Consider the following 1,792-nt stretch of genomic DNA (forward strand, 5'->3'; position numbering starts at 1 on the left):
TCGAGTTCGGTCTCGCCCCGCTGTCCCAGCCGGTTTACGTCAACGACGGTGACCAGGTTGGTCAGGCCATAGTGTGAGGCTTTGTCCAGGGCTTCCCAGATGGAGCCTTCTGCCATTTCGCTGTCGCCACACAGTACCCACACCCGGTAGGGGAGCCGGTCCAGGTATTTCCCTGCCAGGGCCACCCCGACGCCGTCCGGAAGTCCCTGGCCCAGCKAGCCTGTCGCGAACTCCACCCAGGGCAGGGCCGGCGTCGGGTGTCCCTGCAGGCGCTGGCCGATGCGGCGGTAGCCGGTCATGAGCTCATCATCGGAAACGACGCCGACGGCCTTGAAGACCGAATACAACAGGGGAGAGGCATGGCCTTTGGAGAAAATCAGGTGATCATTGGTGTCCAGGYCMGGGKTGTCCCAGTCATAGCGCAGATGACGGCTGATCAGGACAGCCAGCAARTCTGCGGCCGACATGCTCGACGTYGGATGGCCGGAYCCGGCMGACGTGCTGGACCGGATGGAGTCCACCCGGAGCTGCGCAGCGAGTTCAGCGACCCGTGAGAGGTCCTCGCCGACGTTTCCTTGATTTGCCGCGGGCATGGCGATGTCCTTCGTCGATGGAACGTGCCGGATCCCTGCAGGGTCTCGCCGGAGGCAGAGTAAGTCAAGACTCTCCGCCCAACACCGGCGGGGCCTTGCCGGACCGGATGCGCCGGTGCATCCACGCAGATCAATCCCCCCGGCTGGACCCCGCGCTGCCATCCCTCCCGCCATGCGGTCAGGCAGGGCCACCCGGAGTGCAGATGGCCGGCCACGCCGCCACCAAACCTACGACCGGCAAGCACAACACCGCCGGCACCCAGACCGGGTGCTGCTGCCGTAATACCGTCAAACCCAACTTCTACGCCGGCGTGATCGGCGATGGACTCCAACGTGACCGGCGCAGTGAAGCMATCGGCATCCGCCTCCGCGAGGCCAGGAACGACCGCATTAACCGGTGCAGCCTGGGACGCCCCACCTCCCTCTGGCCGTCTGCCTGCGATAAACTCCCCGTCCAACCAACAAACATCCCCAGGGGCATCGTCGCGGCGCTGGAACGGACCGAACCCCGACGCGGATGCCGAAGCCCCCAACGCCTGGGGCGCCTCTCCGCCAACCGGCGTTCCGCCGGCCGGCCGGTCCCCAGGAAAGGGAATACCCGGGCGATGGTGTATGTTGCAGTTCCGTCAGAGAAGAACACCAGAAAGAGACACACCTCAGTGGCAACTGATTACGACGAAGTACGTTCCGACGTCAAGGAATCCCAGGACCGGTCCCTGGAAGCGCTGCAGTCCGCCAGCGCACCGGATGCCCGCAGCGTCGTCCGCGACCTGGACGAAGCCGACGCACTGGATGAGGCCGTGACCCCCGGCGGGGAGTTCGTTGCCGAGGAACTCATCGTCCAGGTCATTCCCMAGGCCAAGGACGAGTTCACCTGCTACTCCTGCTTCCTGGTCCGGCACCGGTCCCAGCTCGCGCGCGAACGGGACGGCCACCCGTACTGCATCGAGTGCGCGGGATAAGGCATGCCGCAAGCTGCCCGGTCACCCAAGGGAGCGATGCTTCAAATGAAAGTTCAACGCGCTCTCTCGCACCGCATGYCCCGCGCCCGGCACGGACAGCAGATTCAGGCACACAGGCCCAGGCTGTAAGCCAAGGGCGCGGCCAGCCCCCGTAGCCAGTGCTGCGGGTCAGGCTGCCAGGACTGGCGACAGGGCCTCGGATACGGCGGGGTTCTGCGTCAGGAGGCTGATCTGGTA

2 protein-coding genes are annotated in these 1,792 nt (G+C 65.7%); one reads left to right on the forward strand and one right to left on the reverse strand.

Annotated elements, in window-relative coordinates; all coding sequences use genetic code 11:
- On the reverse strand, positions 1-593 hold a 593-nt coding region (locus AC1DBQ_RS23165), incomplete at its 3' end, for a 1-deoxy-D-xylulose-5-phosphate synthase N-terminal domain-containing protein (RefSeq protein WP_476930728.1).
- Between the two features lie 659 nt (positions 594-1,252).
- On the opposite strand from AC1DBQ_RS23165, the gene AC1DBQ_RS23170 reads away from it, so the two are divergent.
- Positions 1,253-1,555: a DUF4193 domain-containing protein gene (locus tag AC1DBQ_RS23170; RefSeq protein WP_476930729.1), complete on the forward strand. Its 303-nt coding sequence runs from the start codon at positions 1,253-1,255 to the stop codon at positions 1,553-1,555.
- Positions 1,556-1,792 lie beyond the last annotated feature (237 nt).

It is taken from the genome of Arthrobacter sp. 10T413_2, assembly GCF_056394205.1.